Genomic DNA, 26,318 nt, shown 5'->3' with positions numbered 1-26,318 from the left:
CAAAATATATGAGACCATTTCATGACTCATTCATTAAGTTTTACTTTCATAAAGGAGATTATGTATGAAAACATTCATTATTAATAATCTAATGGTTTACAGCGAAAAGGAAACATACAAAAATGGATTCATTAAAGTCGTGGATGGAAAAATTGCCGAAGTTGGTCCAGTCAGCCAATACAAACAGGACGATGATGCCAAGGTAATTACTCTTTCACCGGATTATCAGGTAATTCCCGGTGCCATCGACATTCATATTCACGGAGCATCCAATTCCGATGCAATGGATGCCACACATGACGCATTATCCACAATGGCAAAGACCCTTCCTAAAGAAGGAACCACCAGCTTTCTGGCCACTACAATGACCCAATCCACCCAAGCCATTGAATCAGCACTTCTTAACGCTGGTAAATATATCGAGAATCAAACTCAAGAACACGCTGAAATAGTTGGAATTCATTTAGAAGGTCCTTTCATTTCACCGGCCCGTAAAGGAGCACAGCCTGAGGATTATATCGTTGATCCCGATGTCACTCTATTTAAAAAATGGCAGGAAATGGCCGAAAATCAAATCAAACTTGTAACGCTTGCTCCTGAACAACCGAACGGATTAGATCTTGCCGCCCACTTAAGGGGAACTGGCGTCGTCGCCTCCATCGGCCATTCAGATGCAACATATGACCAAATAGATGAAGCAATCCAGGCAGGGACTACCCACGTTACACATCTTTATAATGGGATGCGTGGACTCCATCACCGCGAACCAGGTGTTTTGGGAGCTGCTTATCTTCGAGACGAGCTATATGTTGAACTTATTGCTGATGGCATTCACTGCAGGCCGGAAATGATCAAGCTGGCATATAACCAAATTACCAGCGAACGAATGATACTGATAACGGACTCGCTTCGTGCCAAATGGCTTGAAAAGGGAACCTATGATTTAGGTGGTCAGCCTGTTAATGTTGACGAAACTAAAGCAACGCTTTCAGACGGCACACTAGCCGGCAGTATATTGAAAATGAACGATGCCATCAAGAACACAATGAAATATACCGATTGTTCCATGACTGACATTATAAAAATGACGGCGGAAAACCCTGCCAAACAACTTCGGATTTTTGACAGAAAAGGAAGCATCCAGGTCGGCAAAGAGGCAGATCTTGTAATATTGAATGATCGCTTGGACGTCGAAATGACGTTCTGCAGAGGAAATTTAGCTTTTAAAAAGGAGAATGTATAATGAATATCATACAAGTGCAGGACTACACGGAAATGAGCCGGACAGCCGCAGAAATATTGATCGGAAAAGTCAAAGGAAATCCAAATATCAAATTGGGCCTTGCAACAGGCGGTACCCCTAAAGGAATGTACGATAATTTGATTGAAGATCACGTGCGCAATCATACTTCATATGAACATGTAACGTCTTTTAATCTTGACGAGTATATCGGCTTAAAACCAAATGATCCAAACAGTTACCATTTTTATATGGATGACTCCTTATTCACTCACATCAATATAAATAAAGAGCGTACTCACCTGCCTAATGGCACAGCCGATGACACGAACGGAGAATGTCAACGGTATGACGAAATGATTGATTCCGTAGGTGGGATCGATCTTCAGATACTTGGCATTGGCCAAAATGGCCATATTGGTTTTAATGAACCTGGAACTTCCTTCACATCCGGGACACATGTCGTGACACTTGAAGATTCAACGCGCCAAGCGAATGCACGTTATTTCGACTCCATAGACGAAGTTCCGACACATGCCGTTACGATGGGCATTTCAACAATCATGAAAAGCAAAGAAATTCTGCTGCTGATTTCTGGTGAAGAAAAAGCCGAAACACTGAAGAAATTGATACACGGTGACATTTCCGAGGAATTTCCTGCATCTATCCTAAAAAAACATAATAGTGTTACAATTATCGCAGACCAAAAAGCGTTATCCGGAGTGATAATACCCTAAAGGAGCGAAAGTCGATGATTGATAAAAACTCACCTCTTCCGATTTATTTTCAAATCGAAGAACAAATAAAAAGAAAAATAGAAAACGGTGAGTTCCAAGCGCACGATGCCCTTCCATCTGAACGTGAATATGCCGAGCAATTCGAAATTAGCCGGATGACCGTCCGCCAAGCCATAAATAATTTGGTGAATGACGGATACTTATACCGTCAGAAAGGAAGGGGAACCTTTGTCGCCGATAAGAAATTGGAGCAGCAGCTCAATGGGCTGACCAGTTTTACCGAGGACATGAAGGCCAGGGGATTAAATCCAAGCAGCAAGCTGCTGAGCTTTGAAATCATTCCGGCAGATAAGAAGATTGCCAGTGAATTGCACATTTCCCTTTATGCTCCCGTTTATGAAATAAAACGCATTCGGTTGGCTGATGATGTTCCAATGGCGCTCGAGACCGTGTACATGTCTGCCAATTTAATTAAAGGATTAACGGAAGAAATCATTAACCTTTCCCTTTACCAGTATGTGGAGAACTACGTTAAACTAAAAATAGACTATGCTTCACAAACGTTGGAATCATCGATTGCTTCTGAATTGGAAGTGACCCATTTAGCAATTCCGAAGCACTCACCCATATTATTCATTCAAAGGAATACGTTCTTAATAGACGGAACTCCCCTTGAATATGTTAAATCGGCTTATCGTGCGGACAGGTATAAGTTCACTATCAACATAAGCAGATAAAATTGAATATTTTCATCACTATAGTCTTTTAATTGCCAAAGGTAATCGGAGGGTGTCACAAATATGAACTCATACTTTGAAGAAGTGCAGGTATTACTCACAATTGTGGGAGAACAGGAAAAGCAATCAATTAAGGAATCTGTGGAACATATCTCAAAAGCAGTCATGTCGGATGGGATCATCCATCTATTCGGGAGCGGGCACTCCCACATTTTGACCGAAGAGGTATTCTACCGGGCAGGTGGGTTAGCCGCAATTCGTCCAATTTTCGTTGAAGATCTAATGCTTTTTAAAGGAGCTTCAAGGGCATCCCAACTTGAACGCCAAAATGACCTATCAGAGAAATTCATGCATGATGAAGATATCCGTCCTGGTGATGTCTGTATTGTCATTTCGTCATCCGGCGTAAATCCCGTTCCGATAGATGTCGCCACTATCGCAAAAGAAAAAGGGGCATTCGTCATTGGACTAACATCACCGGAGTATGCAAAAAGTTGTTCTTCACGGCATAAACAGAAGCATTATCTCCACGATGTCGTTGATTTGGTCATAGACAATCATATTGCCAAAGGTGACACATTACTGAAATCAAATAATATACCTTTTGGTTCCGGATCGACCGTGGTCGGGGCCGTTCTCCTCAATATGGTTTTCACGCAAGTCATCCAAACGATTATTGAATCAGGGGAAACCCCTCCCGTATTCCTAAGCAGTAATATCGAAGGGGCAGATGAACACAATCAAAAGATCATCGCGAAATATAAAACAAGAATTCCCCAATTATGAAATGGAATACATAGTTTTTTTGTTTCGGTTGTTTATTTCTTACTGTAGGCAAACTCCATCGAGTTGGTCTACAGTTTTTTTGAGAGTTTGGAAGTTGACCGTTGAATTCCTCTGCAGGCACTCGCTTTCCGCGGGCGGTCCGTGAGATCCTCGGCGCCTTTAGCGCACGGTATGTCTCCCTTGGACTCTCTTTTCCGCAAGAGACCCGTACCTTCCTTTCCAATCAACAGAGTTTAAGTAATTAGACAGAACTCCATGTGCCAACAGTCTTTCTGCAACCTTTATTGAAAAGCTTTTCCATCCTATCTTAAGTAAAAGTTTCATTTAACGCATAGCATGTATTTGTTGATTCCACACATTCGTTTCATGCACCAGCAGACCGTAACAGATTTGTGTTGTAGACGAGTGTAACACCGATTGAGAAAGTTGTTAATCTTGAAGCTGTTGCAGATGCAGCTTACAAAACCAGTACGCCTGATTATGTGTATGATGGAACTTATGATTGTTATTTCTTCCCCCACCGGGTAAGCTTTTAAATCCATTTCCCATCTTATAATCATTCAAAAAGGGTTTCGGAATAAGAGCATTCCGAAACCCTTTATGTCTACAGTCTGGAGGCATCCGAATGGAGGCCTTCTTTATTTTATAGTCCCTTTTATTCCTTATTTTTTAAAAACGGCCACCAATTCGCGTTTCCAAACGTTGCAACCATCACCGGAATAAACAATGGCAAGATGACAAACGCATATAAAGCAAGCCCCACCAATATTAAAGTGGCTATTTCCAAGAGCGATAAAACTCCTGCTGGCATCATGGCAGCAAAGGTTCCGCCCAGAATGACAGCCGCCGAGATGATCACCGTTCCCATTTTTCTCATGGACAGTAACATCGCTTCTTTGACCGGCTTATCTTTCCACTCGTTAAAGCGATCCATCAAGAAAATGCTATAGTCAATGCCAAGAGCAATCAAGATGACGAAGGCAAAGAAAGGAACTGCCCAGCCAATGCCGGCATAACCGAGAATATTAACAAAAATCAACTCTGTAATGGCTGCCGCTGTATAATAAGTCAAAACGAGCGACACTATCAAATAGATAGGCATGATCAAGGATCGCAGCATGAAAAAGAGAATGATTGCAATACCCGACAGCATCAAAACGACCGTCCTTGAGAAATCCTCCCCAGACATCATGCCCAAGTCATGATGTGTACTTGTGATTCCCCCTATCGCCACCTGCGCGTTTTCAAGCTTTGTATCTTTCGTTACTCTTTCAACGGTTGCCTCAATCGAATCGATTTGCTCGATTGCTTCATTGGAATAAGGATTCGCCTTGAATACCACATCCATGGTCATGATTTTACCATCTTCAGATAAATACGCGTTCAATGCTTCCCCGAATTCTTCGCTTTCCACTACTTCTTTGGGAATGTACATGCCTGTTACCGTTTTATCCGTTTTTGCCAGCCCTGATAAATAACCCTGTGCGGACGATAGTCCATCATGGACTTCATTCAGACCATCAGCACTTTCATTTAAGCCATCAGTCAAATCAGTAAGCTGCCCGCCGAGGCTTGAAAAACCATTTAGGAGTTCTTGCTGCCCATTACTTAAGCTAGTAAGGCCTCCTTTAAATCCTGACAGATTATTTATGACTTCCCCCTGACCATTAGCCATGGTGCTTAGACCCTTTTGTAAAGTGTCAACGCCTGAAACCAATTGGTTAAGGCCCTCCCCAAGAGAATTTTGACCCTTTACGATTTCTTCCATATTTTCATTCGCCGTATTCAAACCGCCGGACACTGAACCAAGATTCCTATTGAGCTCTGAAAGGCCTGCTGCCATGGGCTCCAAGCCACCCTGTGCCCCTTGCACTGTTTGCTTGATCGTTTGATAGGACTGATCAGCCTGTAATTCTGGATGAGTGGCTTCCATTTGCTCAAAGGAAGGATTTAAACCGGCAAGGCTTTGTGATACACCCGTAAGGTTAGTTTGAATTTCTTTATATCGACCTGTGAGCTCACTTAACCCATTAGCTGATTGTTTATAGCCTTCGAGAAGCTGCCCGCTTCCGGTGGCGAGCTTATCCAAGTTTGCCTTGACCTCATTCAATCCGTTTTTTATGTCCCCGGTCCCTGAAGACCCATCGCGGATGCCTGCTTCAATGCTTGTTAATGCCTTCTCCACCTGACCTACGCCGCTCTTTAATTCATTGGTCCCGGATATGAGCCCCCCTATTCCGTCCGTCGCTTGCTTCAATCGCGGTCCTGAATCGGAAAGCTCACTGCCTGCCGTTTTCAATCCATCGCTTATTTGTTTAATGCCTTCATTTCCTTCCCCAATTCCCTTTTCCAAGGTTTCGGCCTGGTTCGCTACAAATAAATCCTTAATCGGTTCACCTGTCGGGCGGGTCATGGATCGAACTACATCGACTTCATCCACCTTTACTACTTCCTGGCTGATTTTTTCAGCAAGTGCGACGTACTCTTCCGAATCCATGCGTTCGTCATTCTTTATGACAATCTGTGTTGGCATCGATTGTCCCGGTCCGAATTCATCGGAAATGATATTAAATGCCATGATGGAAGGAACATCATCACCCGCTTCTTCAAGGGAGTTATATGAAATCTTCCCATCATATATAAACAAAAAGGGAACACAGACGATTGCAACAATCACCAGCGCCAACAATGGACGGTTCAGGGAGAAGTTACCGAGAATTCCCCATAGTTTACTTTCACTATGCTCAAGTTTCCCTTTTGCCGGCCAGAATAGCTTTTTGCCAAGAACCGCCATGAAAAATGGAACGATCGTATAAAGGGTGATCATTAAAATGAAAACCCCTATGGCAACGGCCGCCGCAGATTGATAGAGCTTAAAAGTGGAAAAGCCAATTGCCGCAAAACCAATCATTACGGTCAGCCCGCTGAAGAAAACAGTCTTACCGGAGGTTCGGTACGTCTCAACGATCGCTTCATGCAAGGACTCCTGTGACGATAGCTCTTCCTTGAAACGACTAAGCAGCAGGATGCAATAATCAGTCCCGATTCCAAATAAAATACCTACCAGGAATATTTGGGTGTAAGACGAAATCGGAAAGTCCCATTTATCCACCAGGAATGAGACGATGGATTGTGAGCATAAATAAGTGAAACCTACTGTTACCAACGGAATGATCGGTGCCACCACTGAACGGAAGACTATCAGCAATACAGCCAGAATGAAGACCACCGTGATGCCTTCAGTTTTCTTCAGCCCTTCTTGGGAATTGGCATTAAGATCTTCATCGATCATCCAGCTGCTTGTGTAATAATGCTCGACATCCACTTGCTCCAGCTCTTTATAAAGGGCATCGATCACTTCCTTAGCTTCCCGGTCCCCCTTGACCATCGTGATGGATGTCAAAACCGTTGTTTCGTTCTCCGAGACCAACTGACCTTTTAGCGAGGGCTCTTTAAAATGGGTCATGACCTCTTTGATGCCAAGCTCTGCTTTATTCTTTTCAAGCTTTTGGATCGCTATCTCAATCTCTTTCAATTCCGGGGAAGACAGCTTCTTATCACCATGAAATACGAGAGCCACTTGTGACTCATCCTTATCCTGAATCTCTTTCATTAGCTCATTGGCCATCCCAGAGGAATACTCTGCCGGTACATCCAGCTGGCCCTTATTCCGGACAAGCTCCGCCATATCCGGTGCCGCAAACAATAAACCTGCCGTAATGGCAATCCAAGCGATAATGACCAGCCATCTTCCCTTTATGATCCCCCTCATTTATATTCCTCCCATTCCTCATTCTTCATTTGAATGAAAATTTGTGAAAGCTTCTCATATGTATCAAGGAATTTAACAATCTCTTCATAATCGAATTTCGTCATGATGCTCTCTACCAATTTATGAATCTTATTTTCCGTTTCCTGTAACAACGCTTCCCCCTCTTTGGAAAGCTTCAAATGAAAGACCCTTCGGTCAACCTGGTCCTGTTCCCGTTCTATCAATCCTTTGCCTTCCAGCCTGTTGATGTTGGACGTGACGGCACTCTTATTAATATAAAAGGCATCACTGATTTCCGTCGATGTACACAACCGCTGTTGTTGAATGAACCGTAAAGTATAGTATTGTTCGTTCGTCAGCACATCACAAATCTGATCTTTTATTAAAAGCTCCCCCATCTTATTTACATAGAAAGAAACCTTCATATATCGATCAATCAATCCAGAAACTTTTTCATTAGACATCGTTGCACCTCCCAAAAAGTAGTTCAGTCATTTAACTATATGTAGAGTACTATTGTTTTATTTATCATGTCAATCCCATGATAGTTTATTATTTCCAGTTTAACTTATGGTAAATAAGGGAAAACCCAAAGTAAGCAAACAATCTACTATTCTAAAGGAGGAAATATAAATGACTCAAACAACTATCGAAACTCAAACGAATAGCAAACTTTTAAAAGGGATTTTAATCGGAGGGCTTGTCGGCGGTGCATTGACCTTGCTTGACTCCAACACGAGAAATAAAGTAAAGCGATCTGCCATCCTTTTAAAAGACAACTCCATGAATATGATTGAACAGGTCAAGGAAAATCCCGGCGAAATGAAGGAACAGATGGTATCAGGAGTCAAAGGGGCAACGGAGACGATTAAAGAGGCAATCAATGACGTTGAAACACTATATGAAACCGTCAATGAAGACGTGGTGGGTAAAGTATCCGAAGTAAAGGATATCTCCACTGATGCCCTTGGTACAGCGAAGGACGCAACAAGTGAATTAAAAGACATCAGTTCAAAAGTGGTCGTTGCCGGTAAACAGCTGAAGGAAACGCCAGCACAATCATTGAAATCCGATAATGTTATAGGTGAAAAAGAGAGTGATGAAATCGTTAAAAAATCAGGATTATCCAATCAAAAGTCCATCTCATCCAACTTCTAATATATAAAAAAGCTGAGGCATTATGCCTCAGCTTTTTTTGTAGAGAAAATGGGCCCGGAAAATGTGCGCTTCATCAAATGAAGTTCCCGAACAACCAAAACAACACCTTCAACTAAATAGGGATGGTTATATCTAAATTTAAAAACAGAGTTGATTGGAGTGAAAGGTACGAGACTCCTGCTTAGAAAAGCGCGTCTAGGGGAGACCCCGCAGGCGCAAGCCGAGGAGGCTCCACGACCGCCCGCGGAAAACGAGTGCCTGAAGCGGAAATCAACATCCAAATCGTACAAGCCATAATAAAAGCTGAGGCATTTTGCCTCAGCTTCTTTGTTTCGGTATATCCTTCACTTGATACCTTAGTTAGAGTCTTCCAATTTATTCGTTATATCATGGTCTTTTTTCACTTCGGCTAACCAAACTGGATATTCCTCTTGTAATCTTTCAGAAAGAAGCGTTTCTTTAATTACTTCTTTACTGTCTTCTAAATTAGCTTTTTTTGCTTCCTTCTTACCGGTTACTTTTATGATATGGTACCCATATTCGGTTTTGACTGGATCACTGACTTTATTTTTATCAAGATTAAAGGCAACATCTTCAAACTCTTCCACCATATCGCCTTTCCCAAAATACCCTAGGCTTCCACCGTTATCCGCCGTTTCAGTATCAGTGGAATATTCAGCTGCCAACTTAGCGAAATCACCGCCTGCTGCAAGTTCTTTCGCAACCTTTTTAGCCGTTTTTTCGTCTTCGACTAAAATATGACTAGCTTCCACTTGTTCCGCTTGAGCAAATGTATCTTTATTATCTTCAAAATACGTACTGATTTCATCGTCCGTCACGGTAATTCTCGGTTCGACCAGTTTTTTCGTTTGCAGGTAAACCACGATGTCCTTTTTTAAGGCATCCATTGAAGAACCGCTTGCTTCCAATTGTTCTTTTAACGACTTTTCATCACCATAGGACTCAACCATAACATCGATTTCTTTCTGGATTTCTTCATCCTTAATTTTGATTCCTGCTTTTTCCGCTTCCAATTCCACCAATTTATTCGTAATTAACAGGTCTAAAGTATCTGCTCCGTATCCCGCAACAAGCGCGTCATACAGCTCATCCTCATTGATTTTCTCGCCATCGATACTCGCAATTGTCTTATCCATGGACGAAATCATCGCAAATGCCATGATCCCGGCAATGATTAAAATGCTCCCTGCCCAAATATATGCCTTCGTGCTTTTTAATAGTTTCATGAATAATCTCCCTTAAGTTTTCTATTATGATAGCTTGGAAATATTAATTAATCCTTAAGATTTTAACTCAACCTTCAGGATGCACTAACTCAATCATTATACTAACATACTTATATCCCAACAGATATTTTAGAGTATTTCATTCTGCTACAGATTTTACATTAAAATTTTGGTTGATCATTACAAAATACGGTATTATACCGTTATATCAACTTTTGATATATAGGTAACAGAGTGTAATTCGGCCTTTACTCGTGAGTTTCGAGCAAACTAAAAAGCATGGTGTACGGAGGGAATTCCTACACCATGCTTTATTTATTTTGTTATTTACGATGCATCTTGAATTCAAGGAAGAGTTCATTGTAACGGGCCAAGTTTTTCTTCCCAAGGTTTTCGTACACTTCCAGTTTCTTCGTCAGTTCAGGTGATGGATAGAACCGTTCATCTTTCACCACTTCTTCAGGCATATATTTAAGTGCTTCTTTATTAGGTGTCGAGTAACTTACATATTCAGCATTTTGAGCTGCAACTTTCGGGTCCAGCATGAAGTTGATGAACTGGTGGGCCGCATCGACATTTTTCGTTGTTTTCGGGATGACCATATTATCAAACCATAAATTGGACCCCTCTTTTGGAACAACGTATTCGAGATCTTCATTTTCAGCCATGATTTCAGAAGCAACTCCCGACCAAACAAGGCCAATCGCCGCCTCCTGGGCTTCCAATAGCATGCGGCTTTCATCTCCCACTATCGCTTTAATATTCGGGGTGAGGGCATCAAGTTTGGTTTTTGCCTCTTGAAGGTGTTCTTCATCTGTATCATTCAATGAATAATTCAAAGAGTTCAGACCCATGCCCATCACTTCTCTAGCGCCATCCGTCAAAAGGATTTCATTTTTTAAATCTTTATCCCATAAATCCGCCCAGGCCGTTATTTCTTTGCCACCGAGCATCTTGGAATTGTAAACAATTCCAACTGTTCCCCAGAAGTACGGGACGGAATATTTATTCTCAGGATCGAATGGCAGATCGATGAATCGCTCATCGATATTTTTCAAATTCGGAAGCTTGGAATGATCCAAGGGAACCAGCAAGTCTTCTTGCCTCATCTTATCGATCATATACTCAGACGGAATGGCAATATCATAAGTGGTACCGCCCTGTTCAATTTTAGTCATCATGGCCTCATTCGAATCGAACGTCTCATAAATGACCTTTATACCTGTTTCTTCTTCAAAACGATCGATTAGATCCGTATCGATGTAATCGCCCCAATTATAGATGGTAAGCGTATTGCTGCTCGTAAATCCCTGCGCTGAATTCAATCTTGAAATCGCATAAAGCAGCAAAGCGGATACGAGGGAAATGAGCAAAAACATTTGGAGAAGCCTTTTCATCGTTTCCCCCCCATTCCCGTTTGCCTAACACGTTGAGTTATAAAGTAATAGACGACAACCAACAGCAGTGTCACGACGAACAGCAGTGTCGATAGTGCATTGATATTCAATGAAATTCCACGGCGGGCCAATGAATAGATTTCCACGGAAAGAGTTGAGAAACCATTACCGGTCACAAAGAACGTTACCGCAAAATCATCAAGTGAATAAGTCAATGCCATAAAAAAACCAGCAAAGATACCTGGCAAGATGTATGGAAGGATGACCTTCGTCAATACATCCCACCGGCTTGCCCCTAAATCCCGGGCCGCATCAATTAAAGTAGGGCTCATTTCCTGAAGTTTCGGAAGGACCAGCAGCACAACGATCGGGATACTGAAGGCGATATGTGACAACAGTACCGAGTAGAATCCAAGCTTGATCCCGGCCATTGTGAATAAAATCAGGAAGGAAGCACCGATGATCACATCGGGACTGACAATCAATACATTATTCAATGACAATACCGTATTCTTAGCTTTACTGCTCGTAAAGGAGCGAATTCCAATTGCCCCTATCACCCCGATGATCGTTGCGATCAGTGCAGATAATAAAGCTATCACAAGTGTATTCAATACAATGATCAACAGCCTCGTATCTTGGAACAGCTCCTTGTACCACTCCATCGTGAACCCTTTGAAGTCATACATCGTTCCACCGCTGTTAAAAGAGTAAAAGACTAAAAAGAAAATCGGTGCATAGAGAATGAGAAAAATCAAAACGAGAAACGCTTTTGATATTGGTGATAATTTATTGCCCAATTTACACACCCTGCTTTCGGTTACCCGTTACAAACATAATCAGGAACATTATAATAATCAAAAATACCGCGATCGTGGAACCCATTCCCCAATCCTGTGTTACAAGGAAGTGCTGCTCGATAGCCGTACCAAGCGTAATGACTCGGTTACCGGCAATCAATCTTGTAAGCATGAACAATGAAAGTGCCGGGATGAAGACTACTTGGCATCCCGTCTTTACCCCATCTAATGTCAACGGAAAAATGACACGGCGGAATGTCATCCATCGGGACGCTCCCAAGTCATTGGCCGCATCCAAAAGGGTTGGATTCATTTCATCAAGCGCATTGAATATCGGTAAAATCATAAACGGTATGAAAATATAAACCGAGACGAATATGAAGCTGAAATCCGTAAAGAGAATCTGCTGCTTTCCGATTCCTACTGCCTCCAGAAAACCATTCGCCACACCATACGTGCCAAAAATTCCAATGAAGGCATAAGCCTTCAAAAGTAAATTGATCCAGGAAGGCACGATAATCAGCAAAAGCCACAATTGCTTATGCTTGGTTTTCGTTAACAAATAAGCTGTCGGGTAAGCGACTAAAAGGGATATCCCCGTAATCAGGAAAGCATACCAAAATGAGCTTAATGTCATTTTTAAATATACTGGCGTAAAGAACTTTTGATAGTTAATCAATGATAAATTGCCTTCAATGTCAAAGAAGGAATAGTAAAGGATTAACAAAATGGGTGCGATCACGAATAAAGCAATCCATAAGACATAGGGTATGAAGTAAATATTACGGGATATTTTATTCTTCATGACTTTCCCCATCATGATACGCTTCCAGACGCTTATCGAATTCTTCTTCAGTTTCACCCAATCGCATGACATGGATCGATTCCGGTTCGAAATAAAGACCTATTTCATCTCCGACTGCCACTTTTTTCGTTGATTGGACAAGCCATTCATTTCCATCATGGTCATAACAGCTGATTTCATAATGAACACCGCGAAATAGCTGGGAGTCCACCCGAACTTGCAGTTTTCCGCGATCGACGGAAGTAATCTCCAAATCTTCCGGGCGGATGACAATATCGACAGCTTCATTACTGTTCAATCCTTGGTCAACACACTCGAACTGTCTGCCGACGAATTCCACGAGGTAATCTTCAATCATTTTTCCTTTTACAATATTGGACTCACCGATGAAATCGGCAACGAATCGATTCAGCGGTTCATCATAAATATCCGTAGGGGTCCCGCTTTGCTGGATTTTCCCTTTGTTAAGGACAAAAATCTCATCTGACATCGCTAATGCTTCCTCTTGGTCATGAGTGACGAAGATAAACGTGATTCCCAGCCTCTGTTGCAGCTCCCGCAATTCATATTGCATTTCTGTACGCAATTTCAAATCAAGGGCAGATAGCGGTTCATCCAGGAGGATGACTTCAGGTTCATTAACAATAGCCCTCGCAATCGCTACCCGTTGCCGCTGACCGCCGGACATTTCCCTGATCTCCCGTTTTTCATACCCCTCCAAATTAACAAAGCTGAGGGCTTCCTTCACCTTGATTTCCACTTCCGAATTCTTCATTTTTTTGATCCGAAGACCAAATGCTACATTTTCAAACACATTTAAATGCGGAAACAGTGCATAATCTTGAAATACCGTATTCACTTGCCTTTTATTGGCTGGCACATCATTGATCTTTTTCCCTTCAAAGTAAATATCACCTTTGGAAGCTTCCGTAAATCCGGCAATCAAACGAAGGATCGTGGTCTTCCCACACCCGGAAGGACCCAATAGCGTATAGAACTTCCCTCTCTCGATTTCAAAACTAACATTATCGAGAACCACCGTTTCATCATCAAATTGCTTCGTAACCTGATCGAAGCGTATTATATTCCCATTTGCCATAGCTTCTTCCCTCTCTCCATTCCCTTACTCATCAATCTTCAACGATTGCATTTTTTTGAATTCTATAAGTATGATTCCGTCACCACGAGTAATAACTCGGACGGACCTTCAAAATCATTGATGATTTGATGTTCATCTGAAGCATGAAAATAAATCGATTCCCCTGCCTTGACGAAATACGTATGTGTACCCAGCTTTACAATGACTCTTCCGCTTAATACATAACCGAATGTTTCCGACAAGGATGGTTCAAATTGTTTGAACTCCCCTTTTTCCTGGAGAGTCAGGCGAATAGGTTCCATTTCCTTTTCATTCGATTCAGGCACGAGCCACTGAATTTGGTATCCCCGTTCTTCATCGATGAAAAATGTTTGTGCTTCTTCTTCATACACTACTTTTTGGACTTGATCCTCATCATCGAAGAACTGTTTAGGCTTGCAGCCGAGTACTTCTAAAATATTGAAAAGAGTTTCAATCGAAGGGGAACTAAGATCCCTTTCCAACTGTGAGATATATCCTTTGCTTAAATCCGTTCTTTCGCCCAATTCTTCCTGGGTCAATCCTTTTTTCAAGCGAAGGTTCTTTATTTTTTTTCCAATTTGCATTCCATAACCCTCAATCGGTTTACTTATAGTAAACACACAGTAGATAAAGTTTTATATAAGTAAACTTTCAGTTTAATTTTACGAATATCATTATACAGGAAATGCCGGAAACTTCAAACGGAATTTCCGGCATTCATTAAAAAAAGGACTGCCGTCTGGCAGTCCCCCTTTTACAACTTCAGACATATCTCTTGCGCTTTCTTTTCCCCATCAGCAATACAGTCCGGGATTCCGACACCATTGTATGAACAGCCCGCAAGTAAAACATTCGGATAATTCTCGGAGATTTTCGCCTCCAGGGATTGAACGATTTGAGGATGTTTAATATGGTAGTTCGGCATATTTTCATGCCATTTCGTCACTTCACTCGTAATTGGATTCCCAGAAATGCTTAGACTGTTCTTAATGTCGTGTAAAGCCACAGAGATCAATTCCTGGTTTGTAAGGGACCGTAATCTTTCATATTCCGGACTTGAGCTTTTATAAAAAAGCCTTACCAAAAGCTGACTGTTTTCAGAAGTATGCTCCCATTTCCGGCTTGTCCAGGTACATGCATTGCAGATCAAATCACTATTATCACCTGCAATGAAACCTGTCCCGTCTTTTGGAAGCATGCTGTCCGGGATATCGAATCCAAGATAAACGCTAATCATCGAACTATTGATCAAGCCGTCGAAATCCTCATCCAACTCCCGATCCCCCAATAATTTCTGGGCAATTGTATGCGGTGTACTCAATACGATAAAGTCCGTTTCCAGCGTTTCACCGTTTGCCAATGAAACGATGTACGCCTCATCATTTCTTCCGATTTCATCTACACTGACCCCTTTTAATATCTCGACCATATCGAGGCTTTCCTCTATTCTTTCCACCAGTGTTGATAAGCCATTTTTAAACGAAAGGAACTTCTTATTCCCCTTGCTTTTGTATTTCTGCTTATTTTCCGATAGGCCTCGTATTATACTGCCATATTCATTTTTATAATCCAGCATCTCCGGCAGTGTTTTGGCAATGGTCAATTCATTTAATTTTCCTGAGTAAACACCTGATAGGACTGGCGATATCTGCTTTTGCACCAATTCCTTGCCTAAGAAACTTTCAAGAAATAAACCGATGGAGTCATTCTTCGTAAATGTCTCATTTTTTGTGTAGAAATCCTTTAAGGCGTCGACCTTCCCTTGGGCGGAAACCAGATCACTTTTGGCCAGTGACTCCAGGCTCATTGGTATTCCGAATAGGGCATCTTCGGGGATTCCCTTCAGCATCCCATCAGTATGGATGAATGATTTTCCCGTCGTATTATAGACGACTTGATCCTCCAGGTTCAATTCTTTAAGAAATGGCTGTATATTCTGTTTCCGGGCAACGATCGAATCGGCCCCCGCTTCAATTTTAAAAGGACCATCGTGCACAGTCCTTATTTTACCGCCTAGTTCCTCATTTCCTTCTATTAATATTAATCGTACGGAGAGACTCCTCGCTTTAACTGCCTTTTGTAAATAATACATGGTTGATAAACCGGTAATGCCTCCACCTACGACTACGACTGTTTTCATTAGGACTACACCTCGATTAAGATTTTGCAATAAGTAAAGTGTACCATAAGGCAGCAGCATTATTAAAAGCAGCCCTTCTAAAATCATCGGATACATAACGAAACCTGTAACAAATTGGACAAAAAAGACCTCCCCTTTTGGAAAAGTCCATTAGCCAATTTTATTTGTTATTCCTCCCCTTATTCGATATCCTTGTTCACCATATCCAATCTATATTCCATTATCTCCATCAACCCGCTTCTGCCTTCCTTCTGAATGCCTGTATCCTGAAACCCCGATTTCGCATAAAGCGTTTTTGCGTTCACGTTCATGACGTCCACTGCCAGAATGATCGAATCCTTGTTTGGAAAAATCCCTTTTGCGAATTCCGGAAGGCTTTGCAAGGCTTTCTTTCCAATCCCTTTTCCCTGATGTTTTTGATCAACAAGGAATCCCCGGAGCAATATCGCTTTTTTATCGCTGGTGAAAGGGGTGATGTTTTCGCCAATGTGTAAAACGAAAAAGCCAACTGGGATACCCTTAGCCAATATTACGACAGGGTGCCTGTCGCAATCTTCCCGGCAATATTTCAGTGACTCATCCGGCAGAGCTGAAAAAGGGGTTTGTGTATTCGGTAAATAAAACTGGGAAAGCTGGTTAAGGTGTTCCGGTAAATAAGGCATTAAAGTTATGGTCTCGATTTCCTTTTCCATTAAGCACACTCTCTTTCATCAATTATTGGATACAATAATGATTCGATGCCCCGTCGGATATTCCCTTCCCAAACCGGAAGGAGCACTGTCGAATATATCGACAGTGCTCCTTCTGTATAATCAATGTGTATTTTCATTGATAGTCAGTGCTTCTCGTAAATTTATTTGCTGGCGGAGTATGTTGGCAACATCACGGGAGATTTGTCGTTTTTCAAACATATCCTGCACTTCGTCCCGTTCTGCCTGGATCGCTTTATAGAACAGCTCTCTTTCATACTCGGCCATTTTACTCGGGGTACGTCCTCTGTTCTCACGCTTGCATTTTAAAATTAACACTTTATACTCGTCTATGATCATCGAGGATGTCTTATGATTATCGGCTGTAATTCCGGCCTGTATCTCTTGGATGGCGGCTTTATACATCCTGATTTTAAGATCCCTGACCTTTTCCAATCTCTTAAGATTGATTTTTCTTATTTCACTTTTATTAGGGAAAAATAATTTTAAAACCCTCAGCATACTTCTCCTGAACAGCGTTACTGACCTAAAAAAACGGAACTTCAGTCGATTTGTTACGGCACCTTCCATACGCTGGATATATTCCTTGCATATATACGCCGTCTCCCGGTCCACTTTTTCATCCTTAATAAGTTTATCCAGGAATCTTTGCTCTGCTTCAAGGGCCTTGAAGCGAAGATCCTTCTCTTCTTCCCTTAATGCAGCCGGTTCTTTCTCCTGTTCTACATAGGACAGTTCATTGATCTTGGTACAATACCTGGAAATGATCGACAAAGCCGCTTCCCGGTTTTCATCTGTCATTTGGGACTCAATCACCCGAATAGCGGCTTGATGTGATTGGATGGCAGCAGCTTTCGTTTTGTCAGCCTGCTTATCCACCACTTCCTCTTCTTCCGATCGTGCCACGATTGGCAGAAATACACTCGCAACAATCAGTGTCAGCAATATGACACCTGCTGCAATGAAAATGATTAACGAACGCTCAGGAAAAGGACTTCCATCTGCCAACACATATGGAATCGAGAACGAACCCGCTAACGTTACAGCTCCGCGAACACCGGAAATGGTAATGATCCCGGCCGCTTTGAAGTCCGGTTTTTGGGCTCCAGCTTTTTTCGTCATCCAGCCAATCGACCAGGCAGCCGTAAGCCAAATGAATCGTAAAGCGAAAAGGAAAAGTGTAATGATCACGATATAAAGGATCACTTGTCCATTATTAAAGGCTGGATCTTGAAAGATCGTTTTCGCAACGCTTGGGATTTGCAAGCCAAGCAAAACGAATACAAGACCATTCAATACATATAAAATGACGGACCAGGTACTCTTTGAAACGACTTGAAGTTCCACTGTTGGTGAAATTTCCCGATCTCGTTCAATGGCATGGACAATTCCCCCAGCCACGACTGCCAAAATCCCAGAAAGGTGGAAATGTTCCACAGCGAGGAAAATAATAAAAGGAGTCAGGATTTGGATAAGCATATGCATCGTGACATCTTCCATCCCTAAACGGCGAAGGAATACGCGAAGCCTGATAATGATGAAAGCTAGTACCGCTCCACCTACAAACCCACCAATTGCAATCCATATGAAACTGAAGGTTGCGTCGACTAAGGAGAAAACACCTGTGACTGTAGCTGCAACGGCAAACTTAAAGGCAACTAAACCTGAGGCATCATTCATCAGCCCTTCGCCTTCGAGAAGGTGCATGATGCTCTTCGGCAATTTGACCCGACTCGCCAAAGCGCTTACTGCCACTACATCCGTAGGTGACAAAATGGCCGCCAAAGCGAACGCTGCCGGCAATGGGATCGAAGGGATCATCCAATTAATTAAATATCCGCCTGCCCAAACCGTTATGAATACGAGGCCCAGTGCAAGCATCAGAATGGGTGCTCTCAACTTCCACAGTGCTGTTCGGGGTACATTTTTGCCATCATTGAACAATAGGGGTGCGATGAATAATAGCAAAAATAATTCCGTCTCCATCTCAACATGCATACCCAGGGGTAAAAGTGCCAATATGACACCGAGTGCTATTTGTATTAATGGTACAGGTATAAAGGGTATAAAATGGTTAATTACATTAGACACTCCAATCAATATAAGAAGCGCTAATATAACAAGAAAAAACTCCATACAAACATCTAACTTCCTCTCTCATCTATAATCATAACTATAAGCGTAACATATTTATACCCAGTCAATCATGCATTAACTATTCTAACCTGGAATCCCTCTGAATAATGATACCTTTTATCAAAAGCGAAGGAGCTTACGTTGTGTACGATGAACACCCGCAAAGATAAAAGCTGATTGGCTAAACCATGATCAGCTTTCCCCACATGTTGAAAGAAATGGGAACTAAACGACTCATTTAGTTCCCGGGACGAATAGACGAAGATGTTTATGCAGTACAGTTGCCTGGCAAGGTAGAAGAATGCCTTCATCGCCATCGATATTGACTGCAAGTTCCTCTGACGTGGTTAAATGGAGCTTGGATGTTTTAATATATTCAACTTCGTCATTCCCCATGATCTCCCCCCTGATCAAACTGGGAATGATCTTGACGATGAGAGGAAGAGATAAATCCTTAATGATGAATGTGTGCAGCTTTCCATCATTCACTTCCGCCTCTGGTGCAAGTTGTTCAAAACCGCCGACAGAGTTAGTCATGGTTGCAATTAGTAAATGAGCCTCCCCCATCCACTTCCCGTGATCATGTTCAACCGTTAAAGGAAACGGAGTCTTTTTAATGATCGCTTTTGCTCCTTCAATGAAATAGGCAAAAGACCCAAGACGGGTTTTTTGTTCAACGGTAACATTATAGGTGGCCTCCGCGATTGCCCCTACCGCCAACACATTCATGAAGTAACGGTCATTGATCTTCCCTATGTCCGATTCCTTAATATGCATATCCTTCAATATCTCGATGGCTGCATTGGGATTCAGTGGTATTCCCAAAGACCTGGCGAAATCATTGATGGTTCCTAGTGGAATGATCCCGAAGATAGGCCGATGCTGCTGTTCGCCCAAGCCATTCACTATCTCGTTCACCGTTCCATCACCACCCATGGAAATGACAGCATCGAATCTATCTGCACAGGCCTCCTTTGCAAAACCCGTCGCATCCCCCTCTCCTTCCGTTTTACGAACGCATACCTCATCAAAAAGTTGCCCTAGTGCCTTTTCCGCTTTCGGCAAAATCTTCCCTGCCTTTTCCTTGCCTGAAGATGGATTGACGATAATCATCGCTTTCGACATATGCTACCTCCCATTATTGTACTTCTACTAGCAAGTTACCTCTTTACTGAAGTATTAAAACCATACTGACAGGAACTTACATATAATCGCTGCCGTTTGGATTTGGCTGACACTTTAGAACAAGCTCTTTTATGTTACATCGACTGTGAAACAGGCATTCAATAATCACTCAACTTCCTGTTTCCCATCTGTTATATTAATGCCCCACTCAACACATTGAAAATTGTTTGTCCGTTTCAGTCCCTGATTGTTTTTTCGTTTTATAAAAAGCATTATTTCTTTCATTTCCTACTTGCCGTGGAGAAAAATAAAAAAATATACAGATGATAAATCCCTTTCCAATAGGGTTTTCACACTATGGGTGAAAAAAATTTCAAATTTTCTGTAAAATACCTATACATTTTTCAGATTCGGGTATATACTGTATTATAACAACAAGCAAACAGCAAAAACTGTACTATAAAGAGGGGGGGAGCGAGACATGCAAGCAAATCAATCAGATTTACTCATAATCGATTCATTTAAACATTGCCCGGAATGTGGTGAAACACAGGTGGACCATTCAAATTCCTATCTGATGGAATGCGATCGCTGCCTTTCCAAACGTGAAGAATAAAGCGACCGGAAAATATATCTAACATTAAAAGGAGGAAATCATCATGCAAATGAAAAAATCCATTGAGTTTTTTAACAATATCCCTGCTAAACATTGCCCTGAGTGCGGTGACCATATTATCGAGCATGCTGAATCCTACTTAATGGAATGTGACCGCTGCCTTTCCAGACGCGAAGACTGATTAAACCAAAATCAAAAAGGAGGAACCATCATGCAAACTATAAATCCACTGGAATTCTTCAGGACACTGCCACCTAAACAATGTACGGAGTGCGGAACCCATATCACTGAACAAGCTGAATCTTACTTGATGGAATGTGACCACTGCCTTTCCAAACGCGAAGACTGATTAAAACCAAATCATAAGGAGGAATCATCATGCAAACCAAAAATCCACTGGAATTCTTCAGGACACTGCCGCCTAAACAATGTACGGAATGCGGGACCCATATCATTGAACAAGCTGAATCCTATCTCCTGGAATGTGACCGCTGCCTTTCCAAACACGAAGACTGATTAAACCAAATCATAAGGAGGAATCATCATGCAAACCAAAAACCCATTGGAATTCTTCAGGACACTGCCGCCTAAACAATGTACGGAATGCGGGACCCATATCATTGAACAAGCTGAATCCTACCTCTTGGAATGTGACCGCTGCCTTTCCAAAAAAGATGAATATTAATAAAAGATGCTGACATCAAGGAGCTATATAGGCCATTTTGATGTCAGCATTAACCTTGTTATCTGCCTCCCTTTCCTTGAATACAAAAAAAGGATGTCCCCTGGACACCCTTCAGTCTTACTATCTTTTCATCTCCCAATATATTTATCTACATACTTCCCGCTGATCTTCCTGCTGCTGTATTGTAAGAAGTCCAATGCAAAAATCATGAATTCAAGGCCCAGACGCTTATCGGAACGCATAAAATCAGAACCTAGCAGTTTCTCCAATTTTTCAAGCCTATGATATAACGTTTGCCGGACAATGAATAATTGTTTTGATGTCTCCTGTTTAGAACCGTTACAGGCAAGGTATGTCTTCAGGGTAGGCATTAGCTCTCCATTGTTTTGCTTGTCGTATTCAATGACAGGACCTAAATATTCATATACCGTTTCCTCCAGATTGCCATGTTTATTTATGAGTGAAATCATGCGATGCATATGTAAGTCCTGATAAAAGAAGCTCCTGTTATCCTCTGGTAATGTATCCTGAAGCAGCAACGTCTCACGGGCCGTTTCATAACTTTTATAAATCTCACTTAACCTTTGAACATGCTTACCAAAACCAATGGAAAGCAGCCCCATACGATTACGCCCGCTTACATCCATTTTCATGATTCGATCCACCGCGCTTGTAACCCTTGATTTCCAATCTTCGGATGAACGGTTATCACCTAAAATAAAAACAAGATGCTGATGTATTTCCATGGAAAATATCTGAAAGCCGTACTGTTCAAAAACAGTTCTAAACATTATCTTAAAATAGGTTCCATCTAATTTTGCAGAATTTTTATTATACTTTGGGTGTTGTTTGCAAATGCAAACAATTCCGCCATCCAACTGCATTTTCGGATCAATATAGGAAAGCCTTTCCCGGATTGCTTCGTCACTATATTCACCTTCGATCCAATTTGTAAGCCATATACTTTCTTCCGACATTTTCTTTTCTTCTATATATAACTCCCTTAATAGATGCTGTGCCAATGCGGTAGCCGTTCGATCCAAGATCAATGAATCAAAATCAGTCAACTCCCTGCCGTTGCTGCAAATGAGCAGTTCAGCATAATTTTCACCAAGCACTTGAATCGGCTGTCCAAGAACGGTTTTATCCAATTTCCGCTTCTCTTCATATATGTCCGCTACCATTTGATAGGTTGTTTTTTTCTTTATTTTTGGAATGCTGGCTATATCATTTTCATTAAAGATAAGAATAACCTGTACATTTAAATAGCTGTGGAGAAATTTTAGAATTGGTTCATAATGGTCAATTTCGAGGAGATTTTTATTTAACTGCTGTGAGTAGTTTTCTAAGTTGGAGATCATCTGATATTGTTTATTGATGATAAGGGAATGTATATCCTGCGTGATTTCCACGAAAGGGACTTCTTCATGAAATAGGATGATAGGGAATTGCCGTTCATTAGCGAGATCGATGGCACATTGCGGCACTGCCATGGTGTTGGCGCCAATCTCTATACAGAGTCCAGCTGCATCGCATTCTATTAATTGTCTTAAGCAGGATAGAAATGTGTCATCGCAGTCTTTCCACCCTAAACCGGTAGTCAGTATCAGTTCGTTTCCATTTAACAAATGGCTGATTTGGGTGACTTCCATGCAGTGGACCCACTTCACTTGACGCTTTATCCCACTGCTGCCTGCAATTATATCCGTCAGATTAAAATGCTTGCGTGTTAGAATTTCCTCGATTGTAATCGATGTATTCATCCAGCCACATCCTTTTATAAAACTGCTTTAAAATCTATTATAAACGGACAACCCTTAAATCTCCAGACACTTGTCAGAAAATCTAACGTCAAAATTCTACAAAAAACTCGAACAAAAAGGACCCATTCGTGAGGAATAGGCCCGGTCCGCAACTATTTCAATTCAATTTTTTTTTGAAAAGCAATGTAGAGAAGTATTTCCTTCCTTCCGGGGTTTTGATGTTCAATTGCTTCCATTCCTGCTTCGTTCCTTCAATCAGTTCAAAATCGAGAAAGGCTCCACTTAAACTTTCGGAAACTCGGGTGATTCGATATCCTCTTTCAAGCAAAAAATCGATTTGTTCCCTTTCTAAGCGATACTCTTGATATTCGGACATTTCCATTCCCCCTTTTTCAAACGTTCTCCTTGCCGGTCGAAGCCGTAAAAACCAACTCTTCCTCAAGTTCTGGACCTTCCCCAATTATCCAATCCCTTCCAACTGAAATGCCTAAATATTTCTCATCGCTCGGATCGATGATTTCAGCTTGTTCATATCGCTTGAACCACCAATACTTAGCTAATATAAAATAACTAGCACCGCCGAGAAGAAAACCGATAATAAACGAATAATTTGAAAAAATCGTGGCACCGATTCCTCCAATCACCCAAGAAATGATTCCTGCCCAATTCACTCCATTCAAGTACTTATACTGGCCTTCACTTTCATAGAGTTCTTCTACATTCACTCTCCGTTTACGAAGGAAATAGTAATCCGCTACCAGGATGCCGACAATCGATGCCAGGATCCCACCTATTATTAATAAAACTTCTATGATGATGCCGAACAGGCTCCATGGCTGAACTACTATCCCAATAACCCCCGCTACAACGACTCCCGCCCAAAATGGCATTTTAGGACCCATGACATTGGAGAAAATGGTAGCTGCGGGAATGACATTGGCCGTAGTATTCGTCGACCATTGAGCAAATACGATCATGATCAAAAGGACGCCGAGAGCAATTCCATTTGCTGATCCCTGTATGGCAACTACAGGGTCATAATTGGAAACAGCCATATAAGAAACCGCTCCGATAATCACCATGAACGTCTGGGTGATGGGATAGGTGATAATATTCCCAATTATTTGCCCCTTATTGCGCTTGAACCAATTTTTTTCATTTTTTGGTGCCTTTATATAGCGGGAAAGCGTCGGCATATCTGCAGTCAATGTGCCCCAAAATCCCATATTTGCCATAATGACGACCATGAAAGCCGTTGCGGCGGCCCCGCCAGTGACCGGACTTTCAATCCAGGACCATACCTCCCTTCCTTGGGCCACAGCCTGATCGGATAGGGTGAAATACATCCATCCAGAAATTAGAATGATGACGGGCGCCGCCAAGTCGGCGAATCGTTCAATCGACTTTATTCCCATTGCCGTGTTGACTAATTGTAAAACGGCAAAAATGAGGAAGCAGATAAACCAATTATCAAAGTCAAAAAGAGTTGTAAAGATAGCGTTCATTGCAGTGGCTCCAAAGTAAGTATTGAGGCCGAACCAGCATGACGCTACAAAACCGCGTACAACCGAAGGGATGTGGGTGCCAATCGTACCGAACGGCGCCCTCATATAGACTGGAAATGATATTCCATGTTCAATACCAATATCCCCTGTCATTGTCATCAAAAAGCCGAGAACCACACAGGCAATGACCGTTGCAAGAACGACCCAGCCTAAGGATAAACTTTGAACACCGTTCCCACCGATCGCGAAGGCAGCCAATACTACAGCCATGCCCACCCAAATGAAACCAAATCCGGCTGCACTTATGTTTTTCTCACTATGAGGTATAGGCAGCAAATCGGGAGACTTTAAATAATCTTTTTTCTCACTCATAAAAATCCCCCTAATTTAATTTGCAAGATTCCTTACCGAAGTTAGACTGTAAGCTTTTTCCCGGTATCCGGCTTCAGCGCCGAATTATATTTTGCCCGTTTCAAGAATTGTCCTTTTCCAGCTTCGCCTACAAATTGTTTGTCTTTAATGACGAATTGACCTCTCGATAAAACGGAAACCGGCTCACCCGTAATTTCCATACCCTCAAACGCATTATAATCCACCGCCATGTGATGAGTATCTGCAGAAATGGCTCTTTCAACTTTCGGGTCAAAAATGACAATATCAGCATCCGATCCTACGGCAATCGTCCCTTTCTTAGGGAATAACCCAAATAGTTTGGCAGCACGCGTAGAGGTCATGTCGACGAATTGATTCAAGGTAATGCGCTCTTTCATGACCCCTTCAGAAAAGAGGATACTCATGCGGTCCTCGATCGTTGGGCCGCCGTTCGGTATTTTCGTGAAATCTTCACGTCCAAGTTCCTTCTGTCCCTTAAAATCAAAAGAGCATTGATCGGAGCCAATCGTTTGCAGCTGCCCCATTTTCAAAGCATTCCATAGCACTTCCTGGTTTTTCTTCTCCCTTAACGGCGGGGACCATACATACTTAGATCCTTCAAAATGGGGCTTTTCAAGATAAGACTGGTCAAGAACCAAATATTGCGGACAAGTCTCACCCCAAATATCCACCCCTTTATTCCTTGCCTCAGTGATCTTTTCAACCGCATCTTCACAGGTGACATGAACGACATAGAGCTGGCCATTTGCCATTTCCGTCAGTTTAGCTGCACGTCCAGTTGCTTCCCCTTCAAGCTCCGGAGGCCTTGTTAATGCATGGTAAATTGGATCGGTGTTCCCTTCGGCAAGCGCCTGCTTTGTAAGATAATCGATGACATCACCATTCTCAGCATGAACCATGACAAGTGCGCCAAGTTCCTTTGCATGCAACAAAGTGCGGTATAGCGTGGCATCATCCGCTTGAAAAACATTCTTGTAAGCCATGAACACTTTAAAGGACGAAATCCCTTCATTATCGATGATACTTGGCAACTCAGCCAACACTTCATCATTAATCTCACTGATCATTAAATGAAAACCATAATCTATGGCCGCTTTTTCATTGGCCTTTTCATGCCATGTTTCAATTGCTTTCTTTAAAGGCACCCCTTTTTCGGTCAGGCAAAAATCGATGATCGTTGTCGTGCCGCCATATGCAGCAGCGATTGTACCTGTTTCATAATCATCCTTTGTCGTTGTCCCGCCAAACGGCATATCGAGATGGGTATGCGGATCAATGCCCCCCGGAAAAATATAAGCGCCTTTTGCATCAATGATTTCAGCCCCCTCAGCCGACAGGTCCTTGCCAATCATTGCAATCTTCTCATTTTCAATCAATATATCCGCTTGATACGTATCTGCAGCCGTTGCAATCGTTCCATTTTTAATGATTTTCTTCATATTCGAC

The 26,318-nt window shown here is 42.0% G+C and carries 26 protein-coding genes; 10 read left to right on the top strand and 16 right to left on the bottom strand.

Annotation, left to right across the window (positions count from 1 at the left end; translation table 11 throughout):
* Positions 1–64: 64 nt before the first annotated feature.
* From nagA to MKX49_RS26990, 4 genes are all read left to right on the top strand, one after another.
* Positions 65–1,243, top strand: a complete 1,179-nt coding sequence (gene nagA / locus MKX49_RS27005) for an N-acetylglucosamine-6-phosphate deacetylase (protein WP_340878309.1) — start codon at positions 65–67, stop codon at positions 1,241–1,243.
* Entirely contained in the window at positions 1,243–1,977 is a 735-nt protein-coding gene (nagB, locus tag MKX49_RS27000) for a glucosamine-6-phosphate deaminase (protein WP_063595476.1), read from the top strand. The genes nagA and nagB overlap by 1 nt, the downstream gene beginning before the upstream one ends.
* Before the next feature lie 14 nt (positions 1,978–1,991).
* Positions 1,992–2,714 carry a GntR family transcriptional regulator gene (locus MKX49_RS26995; RefSeq protein WP_034304859.1) on the top strand — a complete coding sequence of 241 codons (723 nt, stop codon included), beginning with the start codon at positions 1,992–1,994 and terminating at the stop codon, positions 2,712–2,714.
* Between the two features lie 63 nt (positions 2,715–2,777).
* A complete protein-coding gene (locus MKX49_RS26990; RefSeq protein ID WP_340878308.1) occupies positions 2,778–3,500 on the top strand; it encodes an SIS domain-containing protein in 723 nt (240 codons plus the stop codon).
* Positions 3,501–4,155: 655 nt separating this feature from the next.
* Here the strand turns inward: MKX49_RS26990 and MKX49_RS26985 are convergent.
* On the bottom strand, positions 4,156–7,272 hold the full coding sequence (locus tag MKX49_RS26985; RefSeq protein WP_340878307.1) for an MMPL family transporter: 3,117 nt from the start codon (positions 7,270–7,272) through the stop codon (positions 4,156–4,158).
* Positions 7,269–7,736, bottom strand: a complete 468-nt coding sequence (locus MKX49_RS26980) for a MarR family winged helix-turn-helix transcriptional regulator (RefSeq protein ID WP_048688729.1) — start codon at positions 7,734–7,736, stop codon at positions 7,269–7,271. The genes MKX49_RS26985 and MKX49_RS26980 overlap by 4 nt, the downstream gene beginning before the upstream one ends.
* 169 nt (positions 7,737–7,905) lie before the next feature.
* Between MKX49_RS26980 and MKX49_RS26975 the strand changes: the two genes are divergently transcribed.
* On the top strand, positions 7,906–8,430 hold the full coding sequence (locus MKX49_RS26975) for a YtxH domain-containing protein (RefSeq protein WP_340878306.1): 525 nt from the start codon (positions 7,906–7,908) through the stop codon (positions 8,428–8,430).
* A 356-nt stretch (positions 8,431–8,786) separates the two neighbouring features.
* On the opposite strand, the gene MKX49_RS26970 is transcribed toward MKX49_RS26975, so the two are convergent.
* From MKX49_RS26970 to MKX49_RS26925, 10 genes are all read right to left on the bottom strand, one after another.
* The gene (locus tag MKX49_RS26970) at positions 8,787–9,677 is read right to left on the bottom strand and encodes a peptidylprolyl isomerase (protein ID WP_072274037.1); all 891 of its coding nucleotides are present in this window, start codon (positions 9,675–9,677) and stop codon (positions 8,787–8,789) included.
* A gap of 323 nt (positions 9,678–10,000) precedes the next feature.
* Positions 10,001–11,074, bottom strand: coding sequence for an ABC transporter substrate-binding protein (locus MKX49_RS26965; protein ID WP_323599468.1), 1,074 nt, complete (start codon positions 11,072–11,074; stop codon positions 10,001–10,003).
* Complete coding sequence (locus MKX49_RS26960; RefSeq protein ID WP_034304873.1) at positions 11,071–11,874, bottom strand: ABC transporter permease; 804 nt, start codon at positions 11,872–11,874, stop codon at positions 11,071–11,073. The genes MKX49_RS26965 and MKX49_RS26960 overlap by 4 nt, the downstream gene beginning before the upstream one ends.
* Position 11,875: 1 nt before the next feature.
* Entirely contained in the window at positions 11,876–12,679 is an 804-nt protein-coding gene (locus MKX49_RS26955; protein ID WP_034305104.1) for an ABC transporter permease, read from the bottom strand.
* Positions 12,669–13,778 carry an ABC transporter ATP-binding protein gene (locus MKX49_RS26950; protein ID WP_034304875.1) on the bottom strand — a complete coding sequence of 370 codons (1,110 nt, stop codon included), beginning with the start codon at positions 13,776–13,778 and terminating at the stop codon, positions 12,669–12,671. Before MKX49_RS26950 ends, MKX49_RS26955 begins: the two co-directional genes overlap by 11 nt.
* A 62-nt stretch (positions 13,779–13,840) precedes the next feature.
* Positions 13,841–14,383: a helix-turn-helix domain-containing protein gene (locus tag MKX49_RS26945; RefSeq protein ID WP_034304877.1), complete on the bottom strand. Its 543-nt coding sequence runs from the start codon at positions 14,381–14,383 to the stop codon at positions 13,841–13,843.
* Positions 14,384–14,553: 170 nt separating this feature from the next.
* Complete coding sequence (locus tag MKX49_RS26940) at positions 14,554–15,939, bottom strand: protoporphyrinogen oxidase (protein WP_340878305.1); 1,386 nt, start codon at positions 15,937–15,939, stop codon at positions 14,554–14,556.
* Between the two features lie 179 nt (positions 15,940–16,118).
* Positions 16,119–16,631 (bottom strand): GNAT family N-acetyltransferase, encoded by a 513-nt coding sequence (locus tag MKX49_RS26935; RefSeq protein WP_251543052.1) that lies wholly within the window; start codon positions 16,629–16,631, stop codon positions 16,119–16,121.
* 120 nt (positions 16,632–16,751) lie between these two features.
* Complete coding sequence (locus tag MKX49_RS26930) at positions 16,752–18,785, bottom strand: Na+/H+ antiporter (RefSeq protein WP_323599464.1); 2,034 nt, start codon at positions 18,783–18,785, stop codon at positions 16,752–16,754.
* Between the two features lie 234 nt (positions 18,786–19,019).
* A complete protein-coding gene (locus MKX49_RS26925) occupies positions 19,020–19,910 on the bottom strand; it encodes a diacylglycerol/lipid kinase family protein (protein WP_340878304.1) in 891 nt (296 codons plus the stop codon).
* A 481-nt stretch (positions 19,911–20,391) separates the two neighbouring features.
* Here MKX49_RS26925 and MKX49_RS26920 point away from each other — a divergent pair, with 481 nt between their 5' ends.
* The 5 genes from MKX49_RS26920 to yhfH (MKX49_RS26900) are packed head-to-tail and all read left to right on the top strand — an operon-like array spanning position 20,392 to position 21,211.
* Entirely contained in the window at positions 20,392–20,526 is a 135-nt protein-coding gene (locus tag MKX49_RS26920) for a hypothetical protein (RefSeq protein WP_260088880.1), read from the top strand.
* 43 nt (positions 20,527–20,569) lie between these two features.
* Entirely contained in the window at positions 20,570–20,707 is a 138-nt protein-coding gene (gene yhfH, locus MKX49_RS26915; RefSeq protein WP_082162914.1) for a protein YhfH, read from the top strand.
* Positions 20,708–20,737: 30 nt separating this feature from the next.
* Positions 20,738–20,875 carry a protein YhfH gene (gene yhfH / locus MKX49_RS26910; protein ID WP_082196596.1) on the top strand — a complete coding sequence of 46 codons (138 nt, stop codon included), beginning with the start codon at positions 20,738–20,740 and terminating at the stop codon, positions 20,873–20,875.
* Between the two features lie 29 nt (positions 20,876–20,904).
* Positions 20,905–21,042, top strand: a complete 138-nt coding sequence (gene yhfH / locus MKX49_RS26905; RefSeq protein WP_072274043.1) for a protein YhfH — start codon at positions 20,905–20,907, stop codon at positions 21,040–21,042.
* 28 nt (positions 21,043–21,070) lie between these two features.
* Positions 21,071–21,211, top strand: a complete 141-nt coding sequence (yhfH, locus tag MKX49_RS26900; RefSeq protein ID WP_072274044.1) for a protein YhfH — start codon at positions 21,071–21,073, stop codon at positions 21,209–21,211.
* A gap of 128 nt (positions 21,212–21,339) precedes the next feature.
* Here yhfH (MKX49_RS26900) and MKX49_RS26895 read toward each other — a convergent pair whose 3' ends face one another.
* The 4 genes from MKX49_RS26895 to hydA all read right to left on the bottom strand — a co-directional run bounded on the left by MKX49_RS26895 (position 21,340) and on the right by hydA (position 26,311).
* The gene (locus MKX49_RS26895) at positions 21,340–22,974 is read right to left on the bottom strand and encodes a PucR family transcriptional regulator (RefSeq protein WP_251543045.1); all 1,635 of its coding nucleotides are present in this window, start codon (positions 22,972–22,974) and stop codon (positions 21,340–21,342) included.
* Positions 22,975–23,131: 157 nt separating this feature from the next.
* Entirely contained in the window at positions 23,132–23,350 is a 219-nt protein-coding gene (locus tag MKX49_RS26890) for a hypothetical protein (RefSeq protein ID WP_034304894.1), read from the bottom strand.
* A gap of 16 nt (positions 23,351–23,366) precedes the next feature.
* Positions 23,367–24,851, bottom strand: a complete 1,485-nt coding sequence (locus MKX49_RS26885) for an NCS1 family transporter (protein ID WP_340878302.1) — start codon at positions 24,849–24,851, stop codon at positions 23,367–23,369.
* A 41-nt stretch (positions 24,852–24,892) separates the two neighbouring features.
* A complete protein-coding gene (gene hydA / locus MKX49_RS26880; RefSeq protein WP_318293062.1) occupies positions 24,893–26,311 on the bottom strand; it encodes a dihydropyrimidinase in 1,419 nt (472 codons plus the stop codon).
* Positions 26,312–26,318 lie beyond the last annotated feature (7 nt).

The sequence above is a fragment of the Peribacillus sp. FSL M8-0224 genome (assembly GCF_038003055.1).
Classification (GTDB): Bacteria; Bacillota; Bacilli; order Bacillales; family DSM-1321; genus Peribacillus; species Peribacillus frigoritolerans.
This window is presented reverse-complemented; position numbering and strand designations above follow the sequence as displayed.